The 21,173-nt window shown below is 49.1% G+C and carries 18 protein-coding genes and 1 CRISPR repeat array; of the genes, 11 read left to right on the top strand and 7 right to left on the bottom strand.

The window, feature by feature from the left end; genetic code table 11:
• The first annotated feature begins 228 nt into the window (after positions 1-228).
• From NW211_RS00885 to NW211_RS00850, 8 genes are all read left to right on the top strand, one after another.
• Positions 229-2,382 (top strand): leucine-rich repeat domain-containing protein, encoded by a 2,154-nt coding sequence (locus tag NW211_RS00885; protein ID WP_087408217.1) that lies wholly within the window; start codon positions 229-231, stop codon positions 2,380-2,382.
• A 213-nt stretch (positions 2,383-2,595) separates the two neighbouring features.
• Positions 2,596-2,802, top strand: a complete 207-nt coding sequence (locus NW211_RS00880; RefSeq protein WP_258326600.1) for a hypothetical protein — start codon at positions 2,596-2,598, stop codon at positions 2,800-2,802.
• Between the two features lie 39 nt (positions 2,803-2,841).
• Complete coding sequence (locus NW211_RS00875) at positions 2,842-3,183, top strand: hypothetical protein (protein ID WP_258326599.1); 342 nt, start codon at positions 2,842-2,844, stop codon at positions 3,181-3,183.
• Positions 3,184-3,756: 573 nt separating this feature from the next.
• On the top strand, positions 3,757-4,203 hold the full coding sequence (locus NW211_RS00870; protein ID WP_258326598.1) for a hypothetical protein: 447 nt from the start codon (positions 3,757-3,759) through the stop codon (positions 4,201-4,203).
• 20 nt (positions 4,204-4,223) lie between these two features.
• On the top strand, positions 4,224-5,045 hold the full coding sequence (locus tag NW211_RS00865) for a hypothetical protein (protein WP_258326595.1): 822 nt from the start codon (positions 4,224-4,226) through the stop codon (positions 5,043-5,045).
• Between the two features lie 90 nt (positions 5,046-5,135).
• Positions 5,136-5,285 carry a hypothetical protein gene (locus NW211_RS00860; RefSeq protein WP_258326594.1) on the top strand — a complete coding sequence of 50 codons (150 nt, stop codon included), beginning with the start codon at positions 5,136-5,138 and terminating at the stop codon, positions 5,283-5,285.
• Positions 5,286-5,631: 346 nt separating this feature from the next.
• On the top strand, positions 5,632-6,294 hold the full coding sequence (locus NW211_RS00855) for a hypothetical protein (protein ID WP_258326593.1): 663 nt from the start codon (positions 5,632-5,634) through the stop codon (positions 6,292-6,294).
• A gap of 33 nt (positions 6,295-6,327) precedes the next feature.
• Positions 6,328-7,023, top strand: coding sequence for a hypothetical protein (locus NW211_RS00850; protein ID WP_258326592.1), 696 nt, complete (start codon positions 6,328-6,330; stop codon positions 7,021-7,023).
• A gap of 92 nt (positions 7,024-7,115) precedes the next feature.
• Here the strand turns inward: NW211_RS00850 and NW211_RS00845 are convergent, their stop codons facing one another.
• Genes NW211_RS00845 through NW211_RS00835 form a run of 3 tightly spaced genes read right to left on the bottom strand, consistent with a single transcriptional unit; the run spans position 7,116 to position 10,685 of the window.
• Positions 7,116-8,297, bottom strand: a complete 1,182-nt coding sequence (locus NW211_RS00845; protein WP_258326591.1) for a D-alanine--D-alanine ligase family protein — start codon at positions 8,295-8,297, stop codon at positions 7,116-7,118.
• 49 nt (positions 8,298-8,346) lie between these two features.
• On the bottom strand, positions 8,347-9,909 hold the full coding sequence (murF, locus tag NW211_RS00840) for a UDP-N-acetylmuramoyl-tripeptide--D-alanyl-D-alanine ligase (RefSeq protein ID WP_258326590.1): 1,563 nt from the start codon (positions 9,907-9,909) through the stop codon (positions 8,347-8,349).
• The gene (locus NW211_RS00835) at positions 9,906-10,685 is read right to left on the bottom strand and encodes an alpha/beta fold hydrolase (protein WP_258326589.1); all 780 of its coding nucleotides are present in this window, start codon (positions 10,683-10,685) and stop codon (positions 9,906-9,908) included. The genes murF and NW211_RS00835 overlap by 4 nt, the downstream gene beginning before the upstream one ends.
• Positions 10,686-10,820: 135 nt before the next feature.
• Here NW211_RS00835 and ligA point away from each other — a divergent pair, with 135 nt between their 5' ends.
• From ligA to dapA, 3 genes are read left to right on the top strand one after another with little or no spacing between them, the layout of a single operon-like run.
• Entirely contained in the window at positions 10,821-12,824 is a 2,004-nt protein-coding gene (ligA, locus tag NW211_RS00830; protein ID WP_258326588.1) for an NAD-dependent DNA ligase LigA, read from the top strand.
• Between the two features lie 12 nt (positions 12,825-12,836).
• Positions 12,837-13,415, top strand: a complete 579-nt coding sequence (locus NW211_RS00825) for a DUF6913 domain-containing protein (RefSeq protein WP_258326587.1) — start codon at positions 12,837-12,839, stop codon at positions 13,413-13,415.
• Positions 13,416-13,448: 33 nt separating this feature from the next.
• Positions 13,449-14,342 (top strand): 4-hydroxy-tetrahydrodipicolinate synthase, encoded by an 894-nt coding sequence (gene dapA, locus NW211_RS00820; protein ID WP_258326586.1) that lies wholly within the window; start codon positions 13,449-13,451, stop codon positions 14,340-14,342.
• 263 nt (positions 14,343-14,605) lie between these two features.
• A CRISPR array of direct repeats spans positions 14,606-15,351; the repeat unit is 36 nt; unit sequence ATCTACAATAGTAGAAATTAAAGTGTCTGTATAGAC.
• 193 nt (positions 15,352-15,544) lie between these two features.
• Here dapA and NW211_RS00815 read toward each other — a convergent pair.
• The 4 genes from NW211_RS00815 to cas12a are packed head-to-tail and all read right to left on the bottom strand — an operon-like array spanning position 15,545 to position 21,092.
• Entirely contained in the window at positions 15,545-15,757 is a 213-nt protein-coding gene (locus NW211_RS00815; protein ID WP_241147810.1) for a CRISPR-associated endonuclease Cas2, read from the bottom strand.
• 53 nt (positions 15,758-15,810) lie between these two features.
• On the bottom strand, positions 15,811-16,794 hold the full coding sequence (gene cas1, locus NW211_RS00810; RefSeq protein ID WP_087408207.1) for a type V CRISPR-associated endonuclease Cas1: 984 nt from the start codon (positions 16,792-16,794) through the stop codon (positions 15,811-15,813).
• On the bottom strand, positions 16,781-17,347 hold the full coding sequence (cas4, locus tag NW211_RS14155) for a type V CRISPR-associated protein Cas4 (protein ID WP_087408206.1): 567 nt from the start codon (positions 17,345-17,347) through the stop codon (positions 16,781-16,783). Before cas4 ends, cas1 begins: the two co-directional genes overlap by 14 nt.
• On the bottom strand, positions 17,340-21,092 hold the full coding sequence (cas12a, locus tag NW211_RS00805) for a type V CRISPR-associated protein Cas12a/Cpf1 (protein ID WP_258326583.1): 3,753 nt from the start codon (positions 21,090-21,092) through the stop codon (positions 17,340-17,342). Before cas12a ends, cas4 begins: the two co-directional genes overlap by 8 nt.
• Positions 21,093-21,173: the final 81 nt, after the last annotated feature.

Here is a 21,173-nt window from a genome sequence, read left to right as displayed (position 1 = left end):
TCTCATATTATTTAGTCTTATTGTATATTTCTTTTGACTTAATGCAGTTTTTTTACAAAAATTATTTGCAATTCGATAATTTTTTGTAGATTTAGGCATCGAAAAGAATAGTAATAATCATCTAAACATTTTAATTTGAAATATTGAAATCTAAATCTCTATACTATGAACCTAATCCTCAGCTAGATATTTCCCCTTTATTTTAAACCCACCTTAAATTGTTGAATTATGCGAAAATCTATTCTGAAAATGTTCTCCGTGGCTGTCTGCCTGTCAATCGGATTTTTTGTAAATGCGTCCGACTTCTCGACCGATGGTGTATATTACAATGTGCTTTCGGCCGACGACCTTACGGTAGAAGTGGCCCCGGGCCCGATTCCGGCCTATTCCGGAACTGTGCGAATCCCCGAAGAGGTTACTTTCGAGGGTAAAACGTATACGGTAACGGGAGTTGGGGCAACGGCATTCCAAGATTGTGAATCGTTGCTTGGTGTCATCCTTCCCGAGTCGGTTACCGCGATTGGCGAGTCGGCCTTTTCGGGGTGTACCAATATGGTCTCTCTGGACATTCCGGCAGCCGTCTCCTCGATAGGTCCATCGGCCTTTTATAGCTGCCGGGCGTTGGAAGAGGTTGTTTTGCCCACGGGTATCGAAGTGCTTAGCACCTCGATGTTTGCCAGTTGCAGTAGCCTGACGAAGGTGACCGTGCCGTCGACGGTATCGAAAATCGAAGACTCGGTGTTCGAATTTTGCGGCAACCTGTCGGATGTAACCGTACCCGACGGGGTCTCTTTGATTGGTAATTATGCCTTCTCGGGCTGTAGTTCGCTCACCGAGCTGGTGTTCCCGGCCAGTGTCGACTCGATAGGCGAGTATGCCTTGTGGGATTGCAGTGGCCTCACCACCTTTCGCATCCCCGATGGCATTGCCCACATTGCCCCCTCTACCTTCAGCGGATGTAGCGGTTTGGAAGAAATCGAATTTCCGACTTCGATCAGAACCATTGGCAATTCGGCCTTCTACGATTGCACCGGTTTGAAGTCGATTGTGCTCCCTGAAAACCTTACCTCGATAGGCGACGAAGTCTTTTATTATTGCACGGGTTTGGAGTCGGTCGAGATGGGCGAGTCGGTTACCTCGATTGGCGAGTGGGCCTTTTACGAGTGCCGGAGTCTGAAATCCATACAGTTGTCCGATAAGGTGACGGCGATAGGCAACTGGGCTTTTGCCGGTTGCATCGCTTTGACCGAAGTTGACCTGCCCGACCAGCTGACCAGCCTGGAGCATCACACCTTTTACGGTTGTACCCGGCTGAGTTCCATCAATTTGCCTGCTCATATAAAGTCACTGGAGTATTCGTCGCTCGAGAATTGTTCGGCTTTGGCCGGCATCGACCTGCCCGAGGGGCTGGAGACCATCAGCTACAACGTGTTTGTGGGGTGTTCCAAGCTGGAGTCGATAACGATTCCCTCTACGGTTACCTCTATCGGTGCGTCGGCCTTTGCCAACTGTACGAAGTTGGAGTCGATTGTAATTCCCAAGGGAGTAAGTTCGCTGGGTTATTCGGTATTCAACGGTTGCAGCGCTCTGAAATCGGTCGACATTCAGGCACCGCTTACGGCAATCGAGTCGTATATGTTTGTCGATTGCAGCGCTTTGACCTCGCTGCAAATTCCGGAAACCGTTCAGTCGATAGGTGCGCACGCCTTTGAAGGATGCAGCAGCCTCGTAAGCGTGAATATCCCCGAGGGAGTAACCGAAATTTCATCCGAACTCTTCAAGGGTTGTGTGGCCCTTACCTCGATAAAACTGCCTTCGACGGTGAAGGTAATCAGCGACGGAGCCTTCGACGGGTGTACCGGACTGACCATGGCCGAGTTGCCGGAGGGTACGACCATGGTAGGCTTTTCGGTATTCTACGAGTGCACGGGCTTGCGCACGGTTAAGTTGCCCTCGACGATAACGGCGATCGGTTTCGAGGCGTTTGCCGGTTGTCCGTCCATCACATCGGTGGTATCGCTGAGTACCACAGCTCCGGTGTTGAGCGAGTCGGCCTTCGACGAAACCGTTTACAACACCGCCGAGCTGCTTGTGCCCGATGGCTCGGTAGACTCCTACAAGACAAGCGATGGCTGGAAACTGTTCAAGAATATACAGGTAAACAATCCCTCGGGTATCGACAATTGCGCCGATGCTGCCCTGCAGGTGGTAGTCGATGGCAACCGCATTCGCATAGAGGGCGCTGCCGACAACCTGCCGGTCGAGGTGTACAGTTTGGGTGGCCAGTTGGTATATCGGGGTGAAGCCTCGAATATCGAACTCCCGGGTTCTGGCATGTATCTGGTAAAAGTAGCACGGCAGACTGTCAAAGTGGTTTTGTAGATAATTTTTGTTGAATAGGGCGAGAGGGCTGTATCCTATGTTGAGGGTACGGCCCTCTTGGTTATATTGGGCGCCTGTGTGGGGAATGGCTTCATTCCCCGTTTTGCGGCCTTCCCGGGACGGTTCGTCGTGACAATCGAGCCGGTTGTCTAAACTATTTTCAAAGGCCGTAAGTCTGTTATTTCTTTGTAGCGAAAAGAAAGGACAACCGCGATGAACAGTCGATTGAAAACAGGAGCTTTACTCGTCGTGCTGTCGACCCTTTGGATGGCAGTCTGGGCCGATGCACCGCTCAAATCGTACAAGGATATACCTTCGCCCGAGCGGAATGCTCGCCTCATTACCGAGGCCATGCAGAGCCGGTTGGGGCTTACCGAAAAGCAGTACAAGAAGGTGTACAAGATTCAGCTTGTCGAATAGAAGACCATATTCAAATACAGACCAACTCCACAGAGGGGTATGGAAAAAGGTTCAGGAGAGATGCCGCCCCAGGGCCATCGTATGGAAGGCGGCCGACCGCACAGAGGTGGCGGTTTTGAAGGTATGGGAGGCGGTCGGCCTCCCATGCCTCCTCGAGAAATGGATTGGAATGATGACCGTCCCGACCCTGAAAAGATAGCCAAGAACCTGACGAAAGCGGCTCAGAAGCGCGACAAGAAGCTGAAGAAGGTGCTCGACAAGGGTCAGTATGAGCAGTGGCTCAGGCTCGAAGATGAGGTGATGGCTCCCTTCCGGTTCAAACCCGAACCAGACCGACCGGGCAGGCCAGGCCCAAAAAATGTAGAAACTCTCTTTCGATAAAAGATAAAATAGGTGTTTTAGGTATTCAACGTAACGGATTGCCCGAGGTGATATTCAGTCTTGCACCTCGGGCAATTTTTTTTTTTGTTTTGATGTGGAGTGATTTGCTCGGTCCCTTCGATAATAGTCCCCCCTCTTTACCCCTTTCTTCACTTTTTTAATAGATGGCAAAAAGAGCGGCAGGTTATGCTTCAATATAAAGAATCCAAATAAAAATTCAAATCGATATTGATTTTGTGCGAATTTAGTAGCAAATTTGTATTACAATACTCCACGAATGTCGAAAACATTTCGTATATTTGTAATGTCATCGCAAGATGATAATTACATATTGATGAAAGTGTATTGCTTCCCTTGAATAGAAATCTGGAAAATTTCATTGCGTAAAGGAAGAAACGACATTCATCTCTTGTTCTGTCATATATCATTCCCGATATATAACAGCAAGTGTGGGGTATTGTTTATTACGCAAAGGTTATTCCAGAACCTCTATTCAATAAGCAATCAACTTCACACTTTCTTTATTTAAATATAAATTCGGTATTGGGGGTTGGACCGAACAATATTTTCATTATGAGACTTATTATTCTGTCAGGGGAAGATAATTGTGGGAAGACCACTACCCTTAATAGTCTTGCGAACAAAATTGAAATAAGTGGATTATATTTGAAAGAGAAGATTCCCAAAGGAAATCCACAACAGAAAGACTTCGATTATGTTTTTTACAAAAATCCTGATTACTCGGGAAAACCGATAATCATATCTACATGGGGTGATTATCCTCAGTTGTTACAAGAGTGTTGTGAAAAATACATTGATGCAGAACTAATCGTCTGTGCATGTAATATGAGATTTATGCACGGACGAAAGTTCAAACCATTTGTAGATGCCATGAAATACGACAGGTTTGCCACAATCGTATTAAAAAAAGACGAAATCAATCCAGAAAAGCAAGAGATTGCGAATGAAGAATATACTGATTATCTATATTCTATCTTAAAATATTTTGGAATACTATAACTATATTAACAAATAAAATTATGAAACGGATCACAATTTTGTTTATTACACTTGCTTGTACAATATTCTCAGTTCTATCTCGTCAAGCAAGAAATCCTTATGTAAATGCATTAAGACTTCATGGGAATGTATCCTGCGTAAAAATATACCATCAATGGTGGGAAACTAAATTTGGAGAACGGGTAAATAATACTAAAAACCTTAAAGCGACACTGTATTACGACAAAAATCATCGCCTTTTACACGTTGCGTCTGAAGATAATCCATACAATTATTTTTATGAATACAAATATAATGACGATGGAACTCTTTCTACTATAGACTGTTATTCGCACAGTGTTTTGACTCCAACTAATTATGAATTGAAATTCAAAATAAAACTTGTGAAAGAGAATAATACTACAGTAGGTTATCTCTATGAAGGAGTGCGTGGCACTGAAGAATGGAGACTATCTCCATATAATACCTATCCACGGTATGATGGATTTTGGGAGCCTTATCCAGTCCCTGGCGATAATATTCATAATCTACAAAATTACCTCTATATATTCGCCTTTGAAATTAAATCAGCACCTATGCGCCAGGAAGATCAGCGTTATGCTAACCTTTATAAATATAAATACGAATATAATTCAAAGGGTCAATTATCTATCATAAGCGACGAGGAACCCCTCGGCAAGGATGTATTATTGAGTTACGATAGCAAAGGAAATGTTATTTCTATGGATATTCATAAACTATATGGTTCAAGAGAAGATAAAGGAAGTCTATATACGTTTGAATATGAATATGGTAATTTCGAAGCATCAGAAAAATACAGAAGAGAGCATTATTTAAATTAAATAGCTCAAAAAGAATATGAGAGGGTTTCAATTGCAGAAGAAAAAAGGTTTGCAGAAGAAAGAGCTATAGACCAAAAATGGACACAGTGCATGCCTGAAATGGAAGAGTTTGCCCAAGCATTAACAGATGCAGATGTATTAAATGCTAAAGCTCCTAAACATTCTTTGGGTAAAAAGCAATTCTCTTCTTACAAAGAGATGGCGCGGCGGCAGGAAACGATAGAACCTTCTCCTGTTTAGCCCTCGGGACGAGATTACGAGATAGAAATGTCGTTACCAGATAAAGTGGTGATGCAATCCTGCATTTCTTTAATGGATAGGTCTCTTGGGGATTGGGAGACATTTTAAATCTATATATTATGTACACATTGAATTTTCCGAATGGAAATGTGCAGACTTATGCTTCGTATAATGATTTATTGACAGCTGCACGTCTTATGGGAGGAGAGGCAAAAATTATTAGTGGAAAGAATTATGCCTTTGTTCCTAAAAAGTAGGAGAAAAGCAGGTGGGTGAGAGACTCGCCCACCTCTGTCACTAATTTTAAGTGGTGAGAAATGATATGATAACCGAAAAATTTAATAATATGGGAATAAATGTAGAATCCAGTTCGAACAAGCCTTTTATGAAACGGGCAATGAACCGCATGGTATTTATCGCATTCGTCGTATTTGTCGCATGGACCGCAGTCTCATGTGGCAATCAAATGACACTAAAATCGGTAGGGACAATCGATTTGGATTCCATGATGGTAGAGGCAAAACCGTTGATTATACTCACGATTTATCAGAATGATGTATTGCCAGAGAAATATAATGAAATACGAGGAAGAATTGCAGAAGAATATGCCCGAAAAGCTAATGCAAGTAATTGGCTGCTGCGTGGTTATGCGGGAGGTATGTACCATATAGACCAAGCGAAATATGAGAGAATGGTCGAAGAGGCTGCCCAAAAAGTGTATAGTGAGGCTTGGGAAGAAATCCAATATATTGCAAAGAATAATTTTTCCAAAGAAGAATTTCCTTTTGGGGATATCGTAGATGGATATGTGTGTGAATTTATCGAGTTTTATTTCGATACGGCCGAGGATGTCGATGCAAGAGTCGTGTTGAGTAAACCGGTATTGGTCAAAGATGAAGAATCGTATGCCACTTTTACGGTGACGAATACGATGGATCAAACCGATTATCTGATAAAGCTGACCGAAGCCGATGAGGAAAACTACTATATAGAGGTGTCGGAGCTGTGATTTCTGTCTCTCTCGTTTAATTGTGAATATGTGATGAGAAACAAGTTGGAAGAAATCGGTTGTGGCGGAATTGTCAAAGAGGGCATCTTCGTCCGTTTCCCCGAGTTGGTCCCAGCCGTAGGTGATTGCTTTTGGCGGGAAGATAATGCACACAGGAAGATGCTGTTGGTTGGGGAAAGCAATTATTTCAATGATTCGGATATCCCGTATAGCGATTTTTTGAAGCCACAAGAGTGGTATTGCAATCCTGATGCAAAGTTGATTCCCGAATATCGAAAGTCCGATGTGAGTAACTGGAAAGGGTACAGGACTTTCACCCGGGTATATGATTGTATGAACAGGGTTCTCGACGAGCAGCACATCGCGCACGATAAATATGCCCTTGGCGAATCGGCCTTTTACAATTACTTTTTGCGTCCGGCGCACGATATCGGCCGTCGCAAACAGTTTGTGCCCCAGCCGGTCGACCTCGATGTGGCGGGGGAAGCGCTGACGGGGATTATCCGGGTTTTGGAGCCCGAGTTGATTGTGTTTCTCAGCAAGTTGGCCTACAATTCTTTTTTGAATTACTGTAAAGAAAAAGCGATTGTGTGGGAGGAAATTGCTATTGAGCTGGTAAATCACCCGGCTTCGTGGCGTTTTCATAATGCCGAAAAATCGGCTTGTTGCGGAAAGATAAAATTCGAGGCCTTGTTGCGTGAATACTGGATAGAATCGCCGGGAGAGTAACGTGCTTGAATAGGGATTTCAATCAAAAAGAGGTCGTGGGGCGTTTGTTATCCCCATGACCTCTTTTTTTTAACAAGGATAGTGATTGTTTCTTATTTCGCTCCCATCTTGCCGCCTTTGAGGCCTTTGCCCAGATTGAAGATATTTTGGTCGTAGCTGACGGTCTTCATGGCCGACTCGCGCTTGCGTTTGAGGGCGAGGTCGACCAGACGGTCCATGAGTTGGTCGAAGGGGATGCCCGATGCCTCCCACAGGTAGAACGAGAGGGAGCCGGGGATGGTGTTGATTTCGTTCACGTAGATGTTGCCGCTCTTGCCGTCGATCATAAAGTCGACGCGGGCCACGCCGTGGCACGAGAGCACCCGGAAGGTTTCGCCGGCCAGGAACTGCACGCGGGCGGTCTCCTCGGGAGTGAGGTCGGCCGGGATGCGTTTCTGGGTAGCCTGCATGCCTTTGTTCGACTTGCCGCCGCCCATGTACTTGTCTTCATAGGTGAGGATGTCTCCGCTCTTGATGGGCTCTTCGCATACCGAGGTGCGGTAGTCGTCGCAGTCGCCCAGTACCGAGCAGTTGATCTCTTTCAGCTCCTCGACCATATCTTCGATGACGATGCGGGTCGAGTATTTCTCGGCCACGTCGATTTTGGCGATGAGCTCCTCGCGGTTGTCGGCGTGCGAGATACCCACGCTCGAGCCCAGGTTGGCCGGTTTCACGATGACGGGGTAGCCGAGTTTCGTCTCAATCTCCTCGATAAGCTGGTCGCGCTGGGCAAACCACTGCTTGTCGGTGAACCACACGTAGTCGACGATGGGGATTCCGCTCTGCTGCATAATCATCTTCATGGTGATTTTGTCCATGCCGTTGGCCGAGGCCAGCGTGTTGCAACCGGCATAGGGGATGCCTATCGACTCGAGCACTCCCTCGAAGATGCCGTCCTCGCCGTTGCTGCCGTGCAGCACGGGCACCACGACGTCGAGTTTGGCCCAGATGTCGCTCCCGAAGAGGGGTTTCTTCTTGCGGTAGACGTTGTAGTCGCCGTATTCGGGAATCATGTATACCTCGGTACACATCTTTTGCAGGGCGGCCATGTCGCGGTAGTTCTTCACCGTGAGCAGGGCGTCGCCGCTGAACCAGCGGCCCTGTTTGGTTATGTATATGGGGACGATTTCGTACTTCTCCTTGTTAAAGGCATTGATGGCCTGCAGGGCCGAGATGACGGAGATTTCGTGCTCGGTCGAGCGGCCTCCGAAAAAAACACCAACGGTAGTTTTCATAATCTTTCTGTGCTAACGATATGTTTTGTTGTGTTGTGAATAATCGGGTTTACTTGAAGGTGTCGGGCAGGTCGTTCTCGTAGAGGACGGTGTCGCCGGCTTCGGCTACCTGGGCGAGGCGGGCCTGTGCTTCGGCAAAGGAGTCGGCCACGAAGAGCTTCTCTTCGGGGAAGTTCTCGGCCTGCAATCCGGCCAGAATGGCGTCGCGGTTGTAGCGGCCCACCACCATCACGTAGTCGCAGGCGGTGGCGAGCTGGCGGCCCAGCGTGCGGTTGTATTCGACCTGTTTGTCGCCCAGCTCGATCATGCCCGGGGTGATGGCGATGCGCTTGCCCTGGGTCATGCGGCGCAGCACGTCGAGTGCCATGCGGGCGCCGTCGGGGTTGGAGTTGAAGGCGTCGTCGATAATCGAGATGCCGCCGGGAGTCCGTTTCATGTTCAGGCGGTGTTCCACCTGCTCGATGCGGCTCACGCCGTATTGTATCGACTGCACGGGCACTTGCAGGTGCCGGGCCACGATGACGGCGGCCATGAGGTTCGACAGGTTGCACTCGCCGATGAGTTTCGTGTTCAGTTCGATGCGCTCGCCGCCGCCCACCACGGTGAATCGGGTGGCGTCGCTGTCGTAGCGGATGTTCTCGATGTGGTAGTCGGCTCCGGTGTCGGCGATGGTGTAGCGTTTCACCGGCACGTTGTCGACGGGGCGGTTGGCGATGTAGGGGAAGTCGTTGTTGACCACGGCAAAGCCCGAGGCGGGCAGGGCGTCGACCAGCTCGAACTTGGTGCGCTGCACATTCTCGATGCTCTTGAACGACTCGAGGTGCTGCTCGCCCACGGCGGTGATGATGCCTATCTGCGGATTCACCAGGTCGCAAATCTCCTTGATGTCGCCTATCTGCTTGGCACCCATCTCGCAGATGAATACGTTGTGGTAGGGCTTCATCTGCTCGCGCACGGTACGTATCACGCCCATGGGGGTGTTGAAGCTGCCGGGGGTCATCAGCACGTTGTACCGCTCGCACAAGATGCGGTAGAGGTAGTGCTTGGTGCTGGTCTTGCCGTAGCTGCCGGTAATGCCGATGATGGTGAGGCCGGGCATTTGGGCCAGTATTTGCTTGGCCTCGTTGTAATATTTGCGGTTGATCTGTTTCTCGACGGGCTGCATCAGCCAGTTGGCCGCCATCATCAGATAGGGGGCCAGGATGGCCAGAGCCAGCAGGGCGCGGCTGCCGTTATTGAGCGTAGTGGTAGCGGCAGAGAGGCCGGCAATGATGAGGGTCAGCAGCAGGGCGGCCACGTAGAGGCGGGTGGCCCGGCGGGTAAATACCAGCGGTTTCTTGTACTTGGCCTTCAGGTGGTTCACGCTCTTGTAGAGGGCGACCGTGATGGCGACAATCTGCACGAAGAGCGGCAGAAAGTTGGTCGAGAGCAGCAGGAGCAGAAACAGGTCGACGAGCCGCGATACCGAGGCGAACGATTCGCCTTTGAGCCAACGGTTGTAGCGGTCGTTGCGGTAGGTGTTCTGCTGCATCATCTGCAACTGGAATTTCACTTCGGTTGCGGTGTAGAAGAGCAGGGCCAGGAAGGTGATGATGGAGAGTATCTGAGTCATGATTTTTGTTTTATATCGGGCTGTAAAAAGTTTTGTACTACGGCATTAAACTCGTAGGGCTTGTCGAGGAAGCTGTAATGGCCGGCATCGTCGAAGGCCACGAGCCCGGCGTCGGGAATGAGGCGCTCCATGGTGCGGGCGTCGCGCAGGGGGGTGGCGGTGTCGTTCTTGCCCCAGATGAGGAGCACGGGGCACTGGATGCGGGGCATCACCGCCTTGAGGTCTTCGTTCACCACCTTGACCAGAATGTTGCGCATGGTGCCGGTGAGGGCGTTGTAGTCGGCCGACCCCGATTTGCGGCGATAGGCCTCGATGGTTTCGTCGGCCCGTTTGCGGCCCACGACGAGGGGGAGCAGCCGTTTCCACAGTTTGAACGAATAGACCTTCACGTAGTATTTGAGCGGACGGCGGGGTTTCACGCCGGCGGCATCGACCAGAATCACCTTGCGGGTGGCGTTGCGCGAGGCAAAGAGTATCGACACCCGGCCGCCGAACGAGTGGCCGATGAGGATGGGACGCTCGATGCCTTCGGCCCGGGCAAAAGCCTCGACCAGGCAAGTATACTCCTCTACGCCCCACACGGCCGGCGGCGTGCTGCTGCCGCCGAATCCCGGGAAGTCGAGGTTATAGACCTTGAAGTGAGGCGTCAACAGCCGTTCGATCGAGGCCACGGTGGTGTGGTTGCACCCCCAGCCGTGCATCAGTATCACGGGCAGGCCTTCGCCTTCGACGTTGTATTGCAGCGTCACTCCACACAAATTTTTTGTTTGCAGCATTTTTTTGCGCTTGATGATTTTACCCGCAAAGATAAGTTATTTATGGCTATCGGCGTATAACATTCTTGGCAAATTATACCCGATTTTCTGGGTAAAAATCTTACATTTGTGTAGAATTAAAAACCTCACTGTTACATGGAATCTCCCCAGGAAAAGATAGCTCGCCTGCGCAAGGAGCTCGACGAGCACAACTATAACTACTATGTGTTGAATGCCCCGACCATCGACGACCGCACCTTCGACGAGATGATGCACGAGTTGCAGCAGCTCGAGGAGGCCTACCCCCAGTATTTCGACCCCAACTCGCCCACGCAGCGGGTGGGCAACGACATCAACCGGGCCTTTACGCAGGTCGAGCACCGCTACCCCATGCTGTCGTTGGGCAACACCTATTCGATCGAAGAGGTGGCTGCCTTTTACGACCGGGTGCGCACGGGGCTGATGGGCGAGGAGTTTGAGCTGGTGGGCGAACTGAAGTTCGACGGTACCTCCATCTCGCTCATCTACGAGCATGGCCGGCTGGTGCAGGCGGTGACGCGGGGTGACGGCACGCGGGGCGACGATGTGACCGAGAATGTGAAGACCATACGCAGCATTCCCCTGCAACTGCGGGGCAACGACTATCCCGACTCGTTCGAAATCAGGGGCGAGATACTCATGCCCTGGGCCGTATTCGAGGCGCTGAACAAGGAGCGTGAGGAGCAGGAAGAGCCCCTCTTTGCCAACCCCCGCAACGCGGCAGCCGGTACCCTCAAGTCGCAAAACTCGGCCGTGGTGGCCGCCCGGGGGCTCGATGCCTACCTCTACTATCTGCTGGGCGACAATCTGCCGGCCGATACCCACTACGAAAATCTGCAGCGGGCCCGTGCCTGGGGCTTCAAGATTTCCGACGCCATGCGCATTCTCCACTCGGTCGACGAGATGAAGGAGTATATCAACTATTGGGACACTGAGCGCAAGCATCTGCCGGTGGCTACCGACGGCATGGTGTTCAAGGTCAACTCGTTGCGCCAGCAGAAGAACCTGGGCTATACGGCCAAGTCGCCCCGGTGGGCCATTGCCTACAAGTTCCAGGCCGAGCAGGCGCTCACGCGGCTCAACTCGGTGTCGTTCCAGGTGGGGCGCACGGGCACGGTTACCCCGGTGGCCAATCTTGACCCGGTGTTGCTTTCGGGTACCATTGTCAAGCGGGCCACGCTGCACAACGAAGATATAATCAACGCCCTCGACCTGCACATAGGCGATATGGTCTATGTCGAGAAGGGAGGTGAAATCATACCCAAGATTACGGCCGTCGATACCTCGGCCCGCGTGCTGGTGGGCGAGAAGGTGCGCTTCATACGCAACTGCCCCGAGTGCGGCACGCCACTGAAACGCATCGAGGGCGAGGCCGCCTGGGTCTGCCCCAACGAGAAGGGGTGCCCGCCGCAAATCAAGGGACGTATCGAGCACTACATCAGCCGCCGGGCAATGAATATCGACGGCATCGGCAGCGAGACGGTGAACCAGTTCTACAACGCCGGGCTGGTGAAAGACGTGGCCGACCTCTATACCCTGCAAGCCCCGGCGATAGCCGAGCTCGAACGTATGGGCGAACGCTCGGCCCAGAACATCGTCGATGCCGTGCGGCAGTCGTGCGAGGTGCCCTTCGAGCGGGTGCTCTTTGCCCTGGGCATACGCTATGTGGGCGAGACCGTAGCCAAGAAGCTGGCCCTGGCCCTGCACTCGATTGACCGGCTGCGCGAGGCCACGGTCGAGGAGCTCACCCAGATAGGCGACATCGGCGAACGCATCGCCCAGAGCGTGGTGGCCTACTTTGCCGATGCCGACAACCTGCGGCTCATCGAGCGGCTGCGCGGCTATGGCGTGCAGATGCAGATTACCGAGGAGCGGCTCTCGGAGCGGACCGACAAGCTGGCCGGTGCCACGATTGTCATCAGCGGTACCTTTGCCCACCACTCGCGCGACGAGTACAAGGCGATGATCGAGCAGCACGGCGGGGTGAATACCGGCTCGGTATCGGGCAAGACCACCTATCTGCTGGCCGGTGCGAACATGGGTCCGGCCAAGCTCGAGAAGGCCCGCAAGCTGGGGGTGCGCATCTTGTCGGAAGATGAATTTTTGGAGATGATTCGATAAACAGCGTGTGATATGTGTCTTTCGTGGATTACTGGATGGCGAGTGAGGCGCAGGTTGCAGCAACCTGCGCCCGAGAGGTTTCGGGCCTTCGACGAGGCCGATAGGCTGGTCATGTTGGCACTGGGGCGCGATATACCGTCGCTACGGCCCGTGCTGGCCGAACTGGCGGCCGCCGGCAAAAAGATAACATTGGTGGTCGAGGCGCGCAGCAAAAGCGAGCTTCCCGCCTCCATACCGGGGTGCGACCCCGTGTTGTCCCTGCGCAGTTCGTGGTTGTGGCGTAGGCCCACCCGGCAGTTCCTCGAGAACTTCGACCGGCACGACGGCGAGGTGCTCATCGACGTGTCTACCGCCCGGTCGCTGCCGCTGCTTTGCCTGGCCGTGCACTCGCGGGCGACCTTCAAGATAGGGGTGCCCAAGGAGGAGGCCAACCCCTTCCACCTGCAGATACTGGTACCCGCTCATCACCCTGGGAAAGAGGCCGATGGCGATGCTCCGGCTTCGGGGAAAAGAGGTCTCGATGCAGGCGAATTGTTGAAGAATGCGCTTTTTTATTGGAAGAAAATTGGCGTAAAAGAGAATAATCTGTAATTTTGGAAGCGAAAATAAATAGAGGGTAGAAATATGGCAAGAATCAATTTAAGCGGAATGGGTGTGGCACTTATCACGCCGTTCAAAGAAGACGAGAGTATCGACTTCGAGGCCCTTTCCCGACTGATTGAACATCTGATACAAAACGGCACCGACTATCTGGTTGTTTTAGGAACTACTGCCGAGACTCCCACACTCACCGAGGAGGAGAAGGCAGCCATCAAGAGTTTTGTCGTAGAGCGGGTAAAGGGCCGCATCCCCTTGGTTCTGGGGTTGGGCGGCAACAACACGCGCGGCATTGTGGAGCATTTGAAGCACGACGACTTCACGGGCTACGACGCCATCCTGTCGGTTGTACCTTACTATAACAAACCTTCGCAAGAGGGCATCTATCAACACTACAGCACCATTGCGCAAGCCTCGCGGCTGCCGGTCATCCTGTACAACGTGCCGGGTCGTACGGGTGTGAACATGAGTGCCGAGACCACGCTGCGGCTGGCCAAGGAGTATCCCAACATCGTGGCCATCAAGGAGGCGTCGGGCAACATCACCCAGATGGACGACATCATCAAGAACAAGCCCGCCGACTTCATGGTCATCTCGGGCGACGACGGCATCACCTTCCCGCTGCTCACGCTGGGGGCTGTCGGGGTCATCTCGGTTATCGGCAACGCCTTTCCCAAGGAGTTCAGCAAGATGGTGCGTCTGGCACTCAACGGCGATTTCAAGAACGCCCTGCCCATACACCACCGCTTCACCGAGCTCTTCAGCCTGCTCTTCGTCGACGGCAACCCCGCCGGTGTGAAGTGTCTGCTCAACGCCATGGGCTACATCGAGAACAAACTGCGCCTGCCGCTCGTGCCTACGCGCATTACCACCTACGAGAAGATACGCGCCGTATTGCAAAGTCTGCACTACATTCCTTAAAACCTCAAAGAACGGTACCCGTGAAATAAAAGGGAGAAGGTGCGGTATATCGGGGCCATACCGCTATTTGACCCTATGTCTGTATGCCCCTGTCGGGAGATTCTTCCCCGGAGAAAATCGGGCAATATTGTCGTTAAGCCATAAGCCCCCAGATGCGGGGTAAAAAAGAAATGCAAGGTCAGATTCTTTGGCCCGTTAAAAACCCTGCATTACGTGTAGAATGCTGCAAACGGTTGTGCCGTATAAATCGCCTGCCCTCCCGTAAGTACAACAGCAAAAATTAAAGTGTCTGTATAGACCAATACTACGGCTATCTACATGAAGATCATCTACAATAGTAGAAATTAAAGTGTCTGTATAGACTGGACGTTGTTGAGTTTAGTTTTAATCAATCTACAATAGTAGAAATTAAAGTGTCTGTATAGACCTGGCGCGTTCCAGCTAGCGAAGCCCAATCTACAATAGTAGAAATTAAAGTGTCTGTATAGACAATGGCGCAATATGACAGCGAATCGCTATCTACAATAGTAGAAATTAAAGTGTCTGTATAGACGCTGTGTATCTAATGGCGAATTTAATGGATCTACAATAGTAGAAATTAAAGTGTCTGTATAGACGCACTGGGGCAATCATTGAATCGGTATTTAATCTACAATAGTAGAAATTAAAGTGTCTGTATAGACTTAGACCCGGCAAAAAAGTAGAGGTAAATCTACAATAGTAGAAATTAAAGTGTCTGTATAGACAAAATTCAATTTAACGAGCAACTCATCTCTCATCTACAATAGTAGAAATTAAAGTGTCTGTATAGACGTCAATTAGTTTACTCGGAGGGTTGAGCCATATCTACAATAGTAGAAATTAAAGTGTCTGTATAGACTACACCTCAAAAAAGGAACAAAAATCATATCTACAATAGTAGAAATTAAAGTGTCTGTATAGACATTCTACCAGTTTTAGTACCGCAGCTATTATCTACAATAGTAGAAATTAAAGTGTCTGTATAGACTCTATTCCATACAAATATCGGGTTTATTTTTTAATAATCAAAGTATTATCATAAAATTTTTTGGGGTTATTTTATCCCCCCTCTTTCTCTATGTGTTTGTTTTTAGGGGCTTATAATGCAGATAAACAGGCGTTTATGGGGTTCGATAGCGAAAATGGTGAAACGAACACTTGTCAATGGCGTCATAAAGCGATTAAAAAAAGACGATATCGGTATCGCGGTGAATGGCGTGTCCATATTTTATCAGGTTTTTATTGTCGACTTCGAAAAGGATTACACTGTCTGCCGGAGAGAAATGTTTGGCATAGGCATTTATTTTTATTTTTATGTTGTCGAGAACTCGTCGGGTGTTAACAACCTCGTATACAGAATACTGTAAACGTATGGCACCGTTTTTGGTTAGCATTCTTTGAAATCGGCTTCGGAGTAAATCGTCGGCCAAATCGTAACTTATTATTATCATTTTTCAAAATCAAATATTGGATATTCTTTTTGAGATTTTTTTTGCATAAAGCAGCGGTAATAGGCCTGTATATAAGAGAAAATCTCTTTTTTGTATCCTATAAGCGCTTTATAAAAAACATTATAGTATTTTGCGCAGCAGTCCAATTTTAGATGGTACTCCGATTTTCGATAAATAAAATCGGATTTTACAAATTGTTTGTGATTAAACGCTAATAGGACAGCGTGGTCGATGATACATCGGAATGGCTCTATTAAGTCGCATATAAGTGATTTTCGTTTAAACCAAGCCCTATGGTATACGCCTATGTATAAATCGAATCCAAACATTCGCACAAAACACTCCATGTAATTGAATAAAATGGTATAGCCGATGTCCAGTGTTACATTGATGATGTCTTGTTTGGTTCGCGGCATACGGCTTTTCCAGCCGAGGTCTTGATAGTATGCGCTGAAATAGTTTTTGGAAATAAAACCTTCAAGGCCCAATAGTTGGTTGTATTCGGTAATGTCGTCGATGGTGTTTAATGCCAATCGGCACGAGTCTATTGCCGAGGTGGTCGATGTATCTTTTTTTCGGGTCTTTTTTAAGGCGATTTGTTGGTTGTGGATTTTGTTTTTTATGATGGTTTTGGCTATCGATAAATCGTTGTTGGCGTATTCATATTGCTTTTGACGTAAAAGATAGTTTGCTTCGGCCGAATTGGCCCAGTAAAAAACCGGTCTCAAATTGGGTTTGAGTACCACCAATGCGACATTGAATTTTTTACATTTCTCTATCAGGGGGGTGGTTATTGTGATATGACCTATTATGAACAGGGCTAACAGTTTTTGGAATGGAATTTTGGTGAGTGTGCGGTATACGTCATCTTGTTTCTCTTCCAATAAAAGCTCGCCATTGGATACACGCATATTGCGATTGTGTTCGATACAATTTATTACAAAGATGGTACGGGTTTCTATGTCTTTACTCGTATACATGGCCTAAGTTGGTTTTGTCGCAGAGACTGCAATAGATGCAATGTCGGCATTTGTTGGGATTTACGGTAATCGGTTGTGAGGGATTGAACCTTCGAAATGAGGCTATAAAATATTCCAATTCTTTTCGTTCTTGTTCATTGGGAAGGCTTATAGGGTAGGTTTTGTGAGTAGAGCTTTCGTAAAAAGCCAGTCTTTTCACATCATAGCCCATCTCTTTCATACAGAAATACTGCGCCCATAATTGATATAATTGTCCTCGAAATATCTGTTTCAGAATGTATTTCCGCTCGATTAAGGTTTGGGTCGAGGCTCTGTAAATATCTATCTTTCCATAGATTTGCAGAGTCTCACTCCATACGGTTATTGCTACCATGTCGCGGTTTTGTGCCGAGGCTTTTGGGGCGTCTATGGTTTCGTGAGCAATTTTCCCTTTTACTTGTGGGGAGGCATGATACAGACTTTCGTCCGACTCCATATATACATTGTGTAGATATATGGAGTACGGACAGAAAATAAAGTCATTCAACTGCGAGATGGCAATAGGCTCATTCATAGGTCGTCGTTTCGTCCAAGCCTTGTGCAAACCGCAGCCATTCTTTGTTGGAGAGGGTTAGGGATATGGGGTCGTTTTCGGGAGTCGCTTGTATGCGTCGGGCAAGCATGAGCCCTTTGCGGGCGATGTTGTATGCCCCGTTGGCATCGGCATTGGCCGGCAGGGAGCTGTCGCAGGTGCGGCTGTCGAAAAATGTCCCGTAATGGTTTTCTACGGGCGACACCATGTAGTCGATGTTGGTGCCTGTCACGCTATTTCGCAACTGAATCATCAGCTTGAAGAGTTCGAACAGTTCGGAGAAGAACTTTTTCTCCGACTGGTTGCAGATAGCTTCTTTCAAGTTGGAGGTTATCTCGATGCCCCACGCTTCGAAAAGGTCTCGGAAAGCTTGGGTGAGGTCAATCTCTTCGTTGTCCCATTGGTTGTTTTTGGCGGGGTTCCGGAATGTTCGCACACGGTTCCCGTGAGAGCTCAGGCACCACGATGAGCGAGTTCCCTCGGCCTTTTTATGGAAATTGTTGTAGTCGAATGTCCACTCAAAAGTCCCTTTGTCGGCGCGGTAACGAATCGAGTCGAATTTGCCGAAGAAGGCCCGGCTCTTGTCTACGTTTTCATAGCGGGTATCAAACAGATTGACAAAACCGGTTGTCGGGTCTATCTTGCTGGTGTTCCAGGCCGGGATATAGAAGAGGAAGCCGCTTTGTTTTCCCATTTTTTTGAAACTTTCGAATTTGTTGGTCAGTTGGTAGGCATGAAGCAGTCCGCCCGGTTGGTCGGCTTCGGCTGTTTTGAATACCAGATAGTTGAGCTTGTCAATCAACATCTTTTCAAATTTTTGGTAGACTTGTTTTTCTACCTTCTGTCGGCTGCGTTTGAAGCCGGCATTCAAGTCTTCGAGAACCACGATGCCCTTGTATTTTATCATCAGTTCCGAGACCTTGTGAACGACCTGGCTCAAATACCCTTCTTTGAGCTCCTTGATGTTTTCGATGCTTTGCCAGCTTTGTCGGGCCTTTTGTCGTTCATCTTCTTTCTTTTGCAGCAGGGCATGATAGTCGGTTCTATATTGATGTCCCTGATATTGAGTGACAATCTCGTTCAGGGAGAATTGTTCGCAAATGCGCCCTTGGCTGTCGATTACCACGAGGTAGAGCAGATGCCGTTCCCCGCGGTCTATCCCGATGATGTGCAGGTCGTCGGCTGTGCGTATATAGTCGGTTACCGAGGGGTTGATGTTGGAGGTGCCGGTTGCTTTGAAATTGATTGTGATGGGAACATGAAACTGAAATTGGTCGACCGTATACCGTTTGTTTTTGATTAGGTCGTAGGGGAAACAACTCTCTTCTGTGGGGGCTTGTTTTTTCTTGATGGGTAATCCGGCCGGGTGCTCGGGATGCCGGGCCGAGAGGCTGGCTTTGCGGAAGAATATTTCGGCTTGCCCGTTGAGTTTGTAGACAACATTCATCAGGTTACGTTCGTCGAAGAGCATTTCCCAGTACAACGTGTGCATGTTGGGCTTCCCTTTGCTGTATGTCGAGAAATCTTTGTTGTATATCTGGAACAGAAATATTTTACCGTCGCGTACCAGTTCGTCGATGTATTCGCACGCTACGGGTACGAATGAGAGTTTGTAACCTTGTGTTTCGATTTCGCGGTAGAAGCCGCTCATGTCGGTATAAGAGGAGGTGTCGGAGAATTTGAAATGGAAATTGCGCCACTCCTCGTGCTTCTCGATCGAGTCTTTGAAGAAATCGATGAGGGCATGGCAGTCGTGCAGGTTGAAATTCTCGCCTTTCTTGTGAGTGCCTTGTTGGTAACGGGCCAATAGTTCTTCGCTGGGATTGAATTCGTCGATTCGCGATTTGGAGAAGAAAACTTTGGGCAGCATTTTGTTGGCTCCGGGCAGTAGTTTATACTCCATCTTTTCATAGCAGTCGCCTCGTTCTGTCCCCGGGTATTGGGAGAAGACCCGACGGTGATTCCGGTGCATGATGGCCAGGTAGTACCGGCCGTTACGCCGCAGGATAACCGAGGTGTTGTCGACCTCCTTGTTCAGATCCCAGCCGTTGAGCAGTGTGGGATTCTGAAAGTTGAGTTTGATTTTTTCTTCGGAGTAGGGTTTGCGGGTAAGGTAGTTACGCACCATGTTGTACAAGGGAGTAATGGTGTCGAGTTCGTTCCAAAATTCGGTGAAATCGCCATAGAAGCGTTCGTCTTTTTCGGCCTCTTCGCCCGTGTCGAGCAGAGGTTTGATAAACAGTTGCAGCCCTTTGAGCGCATCGAGTAGTTTCTTGATGCGTGCCACGGCTTCGGCATCTTGGGCCAGGGGGACATCTGTTGCATGGAGGCGATTCTGCATCTCCCGGAAATCGGTATAGGCATTGGCTATGCGGGCAAACCAGTTTTCTTGCTGCGAGGTTTCGGTCTCGACAGCCCCCAGGCTCTCGAAATAACTTTCGATCGAGGGCGATTCTTTGCCGGTTTCGGTCAGACAACCGTTCAGAAAGGCAATCGAGAAGCCGGGATAAGCTTTGAAGGCTTTTTCGATGCGGCTTTGGTATGCTTCGTATGTTTCGCGCCGCTTTTGAGGATTGGCTCTTTCGAGGTGGCGCTTGATGGCTTCGGGCAGTATGCTCCAGCTGCCATAGTGCCGTTGCGATATTTCGGTCAGAAGCGAGTCGTTGCGAATAAAGATTTTTTCGGTGTCGTAGGTATGCAGGTTTTCGAGCAGATATTTCAGAGACCCATCTTTCAGGGTATAGGTCGAGAGGTGATTGTAGCATTGCTCGATAGCCGAGAGCAGTTGGCTGTTGTCGTCGAATTGCCGGGGGAGCCACGATATGGCCTCGCGATCGGTCAATATCTGCTTGAAAAGCATCTTGAATTTGGGCAGCTTTTCTTGTTTGTGTCGCTGATTGTACAGGTTGATATACTCGTTGAGGCCTTTGATTTTTTCGCCGGTTTCGGTGGCTTTTCCTCCGATTAAAGCGTTATATACGTCGATATGTTTTTGGGTGAGTAACAGATTGAAATAGTCGAGGGAGAAGATATCGTGGAGCCGCTCTACTTGCAGGTATTCTTCGAAATTTTGGTACAGTTCGTCGAAACAAGAGGCCAATTCGCTGGCTGCAATCCGGTCGAACACTTTCATGTTGTCGACGAATTTGGGAAGGTTCTCGTTGATTAACCGATAGGCGATAGCCGTAGATTTCTCGTCCGGCGAATACATGTTTTGGCGGTTCTCGTGGAACCCGGTAAAGTAGACGGTAAAGTTTTGAAATTCAGAAATCAGACTCGTTTTCTCGGCAGCGTCTTCCCCGTCCCGGACGAATTGGATAAGGTCTTCCTGTATCAACTCTTTTTTATCGATGCGGGAAAAATGTTTGTCTTTGGTGAGACTGTCGGCAATCTGTTTGCGCAGAGCGTCCTGTATTTTTTTGAAAGTTTTCTTCTGTTGCTCGCTTTTTGCCCCGATTTGATAGTAGAAAAAAAACTCTTCGAGCGAGTTGTGTTTCCCTATGCTTTCGGTTTGCAAGCAGGTGTCGGAGAGAACGCGGTCGATAAATGCTTTGTGGTATTCGTCGATGATGGCTTTTACTTTTACGTAGCTTTCGGCCCGGTGCCGGTCTTCGTCGAGTATCCCGCTGGCTTCGATGTTCTTCAAGGTGTTACCTATGGGTATCAGTTTGAACCGTAGCGTTTTTGAGAGAGGGAATAAATTTGTAAAATCAGATAATGTTTTCATGGCTATTTCTGTTAAAATGAATAATCTCAAAGATAATAAAATGGCATTAAAATAGGGCTCGGAAGATGAAAAAATACAATG

This window comes from Barnesiella sp. ET7, from assembly GCF_024733785.1.
GTDB lineage: Bacteria > Bacteroidota > Bacteroidia > Bacteroidales > Barnesiellaceae > Barnesiella > Barnesiella merdigallinarum.
The sequence above is the reverse complement of the archived record's forward strand: the minus strand, read 5'-3'. Positions and strand labels throughout refer to the sequence as shown.

Bases quoted from the DNA above. Each gene is read 5' to 3' on its own strand.
- NW211_RS00885 (WP_087408217.1), top strand. From the start codon at position 229: ATGCGAAAATCTATTCTGAAAATGTTCTCCGTGGCTGTCTGCCTGTCA.
- NW211_RS00880 (WP_258326600.1), top strand. From the start codon at position 2,596: ATGAACAGTCGATTGAAAACAGGAGCTTTACTCGTCGTGCTGTCGACC.
- NW211_RS00875 (WP_258326599.1), top strand. From the start codon at position 2,842: ATGGAAAAAGGTTCAGGAGAGATGCCGCCCCAGGGCCATCGTATGGAA.
- NW211_RS00870 (WP_258326598.1), top strand. From the start codon at position 3,757: ATGAGACTTATTATTCTGTCAGGGGAAGATAATTGTGGGAAGACCACT.
- NW211_RS00865 (WP_258326595.1), top strand. From the start codon at position 4,224: ATGAAACGGATCACAATTTTGTTTATTACACTTGCTTGTACAATATTC.
- NW211_RS00860 (WP_258326594.1), top strand. From the start codon at position 5,136: ATGCCTGAAATGGAAGAGTTTGCCCAAGCATTAACAGATGCAGATGTA.
- NW211_RS00855 (WP_258326593.1), top strand. From the start codon at position 5,632: ATGGGAATAAATGTAGAATCCAGTTCGAACAAGCCTTTTATGAAACGG.
- NW211_RS00850 (WP_258326592.1), top strand. From the start codon at position 6,328: ATGAGAAACAAGTTGGAAGAAATCGGTTGTGGCGGAATTGTCAAAGAG.
- NW211_RS00845 (WP_258326591.1), bottom strand. From the start codon at position 8,297: ATGAAAACTACCGTTGGTGTTTTTTTCGGAGGCCGCTCGACCGAGCAC.
- murF (WP_258326590.1), bottom strand. From the start codon at position 9,909: ATGACTCAGATACTCTCCATCATCACCTTCCTGGCCCTGCTCTTCTAC.
- NW211_RS00835 (WP_258326589.1), bottom strand. From the start codon at position 10,685: ATGCTGCAAACAAAAAATTTGTGTGGAGTGACGCTGCAATACAACGTC.
- ligA (WP_258326588.1), top strand. From the start codon at position 10,821: ATGGAATCTCCCCAGGAAAAGATAGCTCGCCTGCGCAAGGAGCTCGAC.
- NW211_RS00825 (WP_258326587.1), top strand. From the start codon at position 12,837: ATGTGTCTTTCGTGGATTACTGGATGGCGAGTGAGGCGCAGGTTGCAG.
- dapA (WP_258326586.1), top strand. From the start codon at position 13,449: ATGGCAAGAATCAATTTAAGCGGAATGGGTGTGGCACTTATCACGCCG.
- NW211_RS00815 (WP_241147810.1), bottom strand. From the start codon at position 15,757: ATGCTAACCAAAAACGGTGCCATACGTTTACAGTATTCTGTATACGAG.
- cas1 (WP_087408207.1), bottom strand. From the start codon at position 16,794: ATGTATACGAGTAAAGACATAGAAACCCGTACCATCTTTGTAATAAAT.
- cas4 (WP_087408206.1), bottom strand. From the start codon at position 17,347: ATGAATGAGCCTATTGCCATCTCGCAGTTGAATGACTTTATTTTCTGT.
- cas12a (WP_258326583.1), bottom strand. From the start codon at position 21,092: ATGAAAACATTATCTGATTTTACAAATTTATTCCCTCTCTCAAAAACG.